The organism is Mucilaginibacter sp. P4_G9 (assembly GCF_056400985.1).
Genome location: NZ_JBFUKF010000305.1, coordinates 1 through 6,080 on the forward strand (window position 1 = coordinate 1; position 6,080 = coordinate 6,080).

7 protein-coding genes and 1 pseudogene are annotated in these 6,080 nt (G+C 42.6%); all 8 read right to left on the reverse strand.

All coding sequences use genetic code 11. The features are described from left to right. On the reverse strand, positions 1-1,111 hold a 1,111-nt coding region (locus AC1DPZ_RS20195; protein WP_477406765.1), incomplete at its 3' end, for an aspartate aminotransferase family protein. Between the two features lie 181 nt (positions 1,112-1,292). Then, positions 1,293-1,772 carry a hypothetical protein gene (locus AC1DPZ_RS20200; protein WP_477406767.1) on the reverse strand — a complete coding sequence of 160 codons (480 nt, stop codon included), beginning with the start codon at positions 1,770-1,772 and terminating at the stop codon, positions 1,293-1,295. Positions 1,773-1,785: 13 nt separating this feature from the next. Next, complete coding sequence (locus AC1DPZ_RS20205) at positions 1,786-2,718, reverse strand: hypothetical protein (RefSeq protein WP_477406769.1); 933 nt, start codon at positions 2,716-2,718, stop codon at positions 1,786-1,788. Positions 2,719-2,778: 60 nt separating this feature from the next. Continuing rightward, entirely contained in the window at positions 2,779-3,333 is a 555-nt protein-coding gene (locus tag AC1DPZ_RS20210; RefSeq protein WP_477406771.1) for an RNA polymerase sigma factor, read from the reverse strand. Positions 3,334-3,349: 16 nt separating this feature from the next. After that, a complete protein-coding gene (locus AC1DPZ_RS20215; protein WP_477406773.1) occupies positions 3,350-4,324 on the reverse strand; it encodes a transketolase family protein in 975 nt (324 codons plus the stop codon). Between the two features lie 102 nt (positions 4,325-4,426). After that, positions 4,427-5,272: a transketolase gene (locus AC1DPZ_RS20220; RefSeq protein ID WP_477406775.1), complete on the reverse strand. Its 846-nt coding sequence runs from the start codon at positions 5,270-5,272 to the stop codon at positions 4,427-4,429. Positions 5,273-5,328: 56 nt separating this feature from the next. Then, positions 5,329-5,790, reverse strand: a complete 462-nt coding sequence (gene bcp / locus AC1DPZ_RS20225) for a thioredoxin-dependent thiol peroxidase (protein WP_477406777.1) — start codon at positions 5,788-5,790, stop codon at positions 5,329-5,331. A 12-nt stretch (positions 5,791-5,802) separates the two neighbouring features. Beyond that, positions 5,803-6,080, reverse strand: a pseudogene (locus AC1DPZ_RS20230) (M23 family peptidase); the annotation flags it as partial.

The window sequence follows — 6,080 nt, forward strand, 5'->3', positions numbered from 1 at the left end:
GGGCAAGGCGCATAGAATTGCTGCAATGCAAAAACCAGTCAGTTATTACGCCGTTTTCGATACAGCGGTCAATTATTTTTTTATTCAGATCAAAATCTTCAAGTTCGACGGCCAGCATCAGCCCTTTTCCCCGAATTTCCTTTATGGCCGGGTGAACCAGCAACTTGCGTAACTGCGTTTCCTTTTCGGCTATGCCCGATGCCAGGTCGTCATTAATCAAAACTTCCAGGGCGGCCAGTCCTGCTGCGCAGCATACCGGGTGGCCACCAAAGGTGGTGATATGGCCTAAGATAGGGTTTTCTTTTAAGGAATCCATTATATTGTTGGATGATATAAAAGCGCCGATGGGCATTCCTCCCCCCAGGGCTTTTGCCAGTAACAATATATCGGGTACAATGCCAAAATGCTCAAAAGCAAAAAGTTTACCTGTACGGCCAAACGCGGCCTGTATCTCATCTAAAATAAGCAGTGCGCCTGTTTCATCACACCGTTTGCGCAAAGCCTGCATGTAGGCAATGTTAGGTACCCTGATACCAGCCTCGCCTTGTATGGTTTCAACAATAACACAGGCGGTTTCATCGGTTATCTGCGGCAGATCATCGGCGTTATTAAACCGAATAAAGGTAACACCAGGCAGCAAAGGCCGGTAGGCCTGCTTAAATTCCTCGTTACCCATTACACTTAAGGCCCCGTGCGAACTGCCGTGGTATGAATTATGAAAGGCCACTATTTGCTGCCTGCCGGTAAAACGCTTGGCCAGTTTTAAGGCTCCTTCAACCGCCTCGGCGCCAGAGTTGGTAAAATAAACTGATTGCAGGTTCCCGGGAAGTAATGACAACAGCTTTTCAGCAAAACGCACTTGCGGTGTTTGTACAAACTCGCCATAAACCATCAGGTGCATGTATTTATCAACCTGCTGTTTAATGGCCTCTTTTACGTATGGATTGCCGTGCCCCAAACTGCTTACGCCAATGCCCGAGATGAGGTCAATAAAGGCCTTGCCCGCTGCATCGTACATATAAATACCCTCGGCACGCTCAAATTCCAGTAATAAAGGGAAATTGGTTGTTTGCGCGTTATTAGCCAAAAAAAGCTGACGTAGGGTAGGCATAAAAGTATTAAGTTCTAAGTCTTGAGTTATTGGCCCAAAGATAAGTTAATTGTGAGGTAATGCCAGTGAACTTTTAATGTGAGAAATCTAAAACAAAACAAATCGCCGGCAATTCCCCCTAATGACTAATGACTAATGACTAATGACTAATGACTAATGACTAATGACTAATGACTAATGACTAATTCCCCGCCCGTTCGCTGCGTTCGCTGAGTTGTTTAATGAGTTCGTCGTTAAATTCCTGTTCGCTTTTGTAAAGCTTGCTTACTTTTTCGGGTGGAAGTATTTTTGAAAAAGAGTCCCGGTAGCGTTTGCGTATAGCTACCATCTGGCTTTCGTAGTAAATTTCCTTGTCTATTTGCTCTGTACCATTAGAGGAGGCACTGGAGTTGTTTAAACGTTTTAAGATGCGTACAGCAGTTAGCTCCTGTTGATATTGGCGGTATAGCGGCCAAAACTTAGTTGATTCACGGTCACTAAGATCAAGCTGTTTGCTGATAAAATTGTTGCGTGCGGCCTCAAGCTTAGCGCCCATTCCATTTTTCTTAGGGCGTGCCGCGTTTTGCCTGGTCGGTGCCAGGTTGTTAACCTGCGCGTAGGATTCAAGACCGGCAGCTATAATAAATAGTATTAAAAAAATATGCCTGATTAACTTACCCATTAAAACTCCTTAATTAATTAGTATCTATATAATCCGACAGATCTTCGTCCAAACTCTCGCTGTTAATTTTTTGTGAGCCATCCATCAGTGTACGGGTATCGCTGGCATCCATATGCAATTGCAGGTAGTTTTTAATTTCGGCTACAGGCACAGTTGATAATTCCTGGTGCAGGTAAGAGTGGTTATGATCTGTAGGTGTCGGGCTTTTCAAAACCACACCTACGCCAAGAATTAAAGCAAAACAAGCCGCAGTAGCATACCTAAAGGTAGCCGAAGCAAACATTTTGCGAATAACACCTCTCTTTTGAACTGTAGCCTGCAGGTTAATCACCTGGGCAACTTCTTCAACCTGGTTAACAGTTTTATTTAAAATGCTTTGGTTAAGCTGCTCAAAATAATTTGCTGGTACAGTAAAGCTTTCCTCATTTAAAAGCTCCTCCACTGCAATCCTGCTTTGAATATTGTTGCCCAGCTCATCAAAATAACCTTCAGGAATCGTAAAACCTTCATCCTGGTTATTTAAAAGTTCCTCCACTGCAATCCTGCTTTGGATGTTAGTGCCCAGCTCTTCAAAATAATTTTCGGGAATGCTAAAGCTTTCAGCTTCATTATTCACGTATTGTTCAATGGTAATCCTGCTTTGGATATTGCCTGCCTGTTCTTCAAAAAAATTGGGAGGGGTAGTAAAGCCGGTGTTCCCGGTAGCTAAAGCCGATTCAATATTTACGCGACTTTGTATGTTGCTGCTTAATTGTTCAAAGTAATTTTCAGGAACGATAAACCCTGTAGATGAGCTTTTTAGCTCTTCCAGCCTGATGCGTGATGTTATGTGCTGCGCTAATTCATTGAAATAGCCAGACGGCACCATAAACGGGTTGTTTGTGYTTACCTGTTTAAGTGATGTATAATCATCCAGCCATTCCCTATTGTCCATATCGCTTTTCATACATAACTATAGATGAACAAAGTGCTAAAAGGTTTAACGTAAATCTGAATTAATTCTGAACTAATCTTTAGAAAGCAAATAAGTCTCTATTTTTTTAACTGCAAGGTGAAAGGATGCTTTTAAAGCACCTACACTTGTACCCAGCACTGCCGAAATCTCTTCATACTTCATATCCTCATAATATTTCATGTTGAATACCAGTTTCTGTTTCTCTGGCAGGGTTAGCAACGCTTCCTGTAATTTGCGTTGTGCCGCGTCGCCGTTAAAGTAGGTCGAATCGGCCAGTGTATCAGCCAGTTCATAAGCAACATCATCCAACGAAACATTATTTTTTTGTTTTTTCTTGTTCAAAAAAGTAATGCATTCGTTGGATGCTATGCGGTACATCCAGGTATAAAGTTGCGCATCGTTTCTAAAACCCAACAGGTTTTTCCAAACTTTTACAAAAACATCCTGGGTAAGATCATCCGCGTCGTCATGGTCAATTACCATTCGGCGAACGTGCCAGTAAATTTTTTGCTGGTATTTTTTAAGCAACAGGTTAAACGCTTCGTTACGCGTTTTTTCGTCCTGGAACTTGCTTAAAATCTCTGAATCTTCAACCTGCACCGACATTTTATAATTTTTATAGTTAAATGCTAATTAAGCATTTTTGTTTTCTTTCGATAACCTTTTTTGCGGCAAGTACAATATGTTCTGCATCAAGGCCGTATTTGGTCATCAGTTGCTCAGGTGTGCCGCTTTCGCCAAAGCTATCATTTACAGCGATGTATTCTTGCGGGGTAGGGTTATGTGTAGCTAAAACCTGTGCTATGCTATCGCCTAATCCACCTAAACGGTTATGCTCTTCGGCAGTAACCACGCAACCCGTTTTTGCTACCGATTTTAATACCGCTTCGGCATCCAAAGGTTTAATAGTATGGATGTTAATAATCTCGGCATCAATGCCTTGCTCTGCCAGTATCTCGCCTGCCAAAATTGCCTGCCATACCAGGTGACCGGTTGCAAATATACTAACATCGGCGCCTTCATTCACCATCCATGCTTTTCCAATCTCGAATTTTTGATCAGGATCTGTAAAAATAGGAACAACCGGGCGGCCAAAACGCAGGTAAACCGGGCCTTCATATTCGGCAATTGCCATAGTGGCAGCTTTGGTTTGGTTATAATCACAAGTGTTGATAACCGTCATCCCCGGCAGCATTTTCATCAGGCCGATATCTTCCAGTATCTGGTGTGTTGCACCATCCTCGCCTAAAGTTAAACCGGCGTGCGATGCGCAAACTTTAACGTTTTTGTTAGAGTACGCTATTGATTGGCGAATCTGATCGTAAACCCTACCGGTTGAGAAGTTGGCAAAAGTACCTGTAAAAGGTATTTTACCACCAATGGTCATACCTGCAGCAATACACATCATGTTTGCTTCGGCAATACCCACCTGTACAAAACGCTCAGGAAATTCCTTAATAAAATCATTCATTTTTAACGAACCTATAAGGTCGGCGCAAAGTGCAACCACCTGGTCGTTTTTTCTGCCGGCTTCCAGCAACCCGGCGCCAAAGCCCGAGCGGGTATCTTTTTTTTCTGTGTAAGTATATTTTTTCATGAGAGGCCTCACTCAACCCTCTCCAAAAGAGAGGGCTACTTTGTTTAATTGTGGTTAATGATAGTTATTTATTTTCGCTCCCCCTTTAGGGGGCCGGGGGGCTTAATAATCGCCCAAAGTTTCTTCCAGTTGAGCCAGTGCTAATTTCAGTTGCTCATCATTTGGAGCAACACCATGCCATTTGTGGCTGCCAACCATAAAATCAACGCCATAACCCATTTCGGTATGCATTAATATCATGATAGGTTTACCCTTACCGCTGCGGCTTTTAGCCAACGCCAAAGTTTTAACCACATCAGCCATGTCATTGCCTTTCATTTCCAAAACATCCCATCCAAAAGCTTCCCATTTGGCATGTAAATCGCCAAGTGATAAAACAAGTTTGGTTGGTCCATCAATTTGCTGGCCGTTTACATCAATAGTTGATATCAGGTTATCTACCTGGTTATGCGGCGCAAACATTGCTGCTTCCCAAATTTGTCCTTCCTGTAATTCGCCATCACCATGTAGTGTATAGACCAGGCTTTTATCGCCATTTAGCTTTTTAGCCAAAGCAGCGCCGATAGCCACAGATAAGCCCTGGCCTAATGAGCCCGAAGCAATACGTACACCCGGTAAATGTTCATGTGTGGTAGGGTGGCCCTGTAAGCGCGAATTAAGCTTACGGAAGGTTGCCATTTCGGCTTTATCATAGTAGCCCGCATGCGCCAAAGTGCTGTAAAACACCGGCGAAATGTGGCCGTTTGATAAAAAGAAAAGGTCTTCGCCAATACCATCCATATTAAATTTAGGGTCGTGGTTCATCGCCTCAAAATACAGGGCGGTAAAATACTCTGTGCAACCTAATGAACCACCCGGGTGGCCTGATTGACAACCATGTACCATGCGTACAATGTCGCGCCTGATCTGTGACGCGGTTTTTTCTAAGTCTTTAATAGTTGATTTCATTATAAATTTAGGGAACTGAGCTGCTAAAGTAAAAATAATTATTGTTCTTTTAACACTTATTTTACTAAGTCGAGCACTTGTTGTGATGAGTTCTTGGTATCAACTTTACTAATCAGGTGGGCAATGATGCCATCGCCATTAATTATAAAGGTGGTGCGGGCGGTGCCCATATACTGTTTGCCGTAATTGTTTTTCTCAACCCAAACGCCATAGGCTTCAACAATTGCCTTTTCGTTATCGGCTATCAGCGTAAAAGGCAGGCTATATTTGGTCTCGAATTTTTTGTGCGATTTTTCGTCATCGGTACTTACACCAATCACCTCGTAGCCCTTGCTCAGCAGCGATTGATAGTTATCCCTGAAATCACATGATTCGGCTGTGCAGCCGGGAGTATCATCTTTTGGGTAAAAATAAAGGATCACGTTTTTGCCTTTATAATCAGCTAATGAAACGGTTTTCCCGTTCTGGTCTTTTGCTATAAAATCCGGGGCTTTATCGCCTTCTTTTAATATTGACATTGTTTGGGTTGTTTATCGGTAAAAATCTGCTGTAAAATCCGCAAAATTATTTTTGTTATCGGCAACGGTAAGCTTAAATACGTGTTTACCAGGCTCAATATCGCCGCTAAAGGTATAACTTAGAATTTTACTTTTATAATCCAATTCCATTAAAACCCATTTATCGTCAATGGTTCCAATATAGCTTTTTATGCCCGAGAGGTTATCGCTTATCCTGAAATTGATGCTGCGGGCCATTTTCATATTACTGCCGTTGCTAATATTTAGTGGGCGTATTACCGGTGGTATAG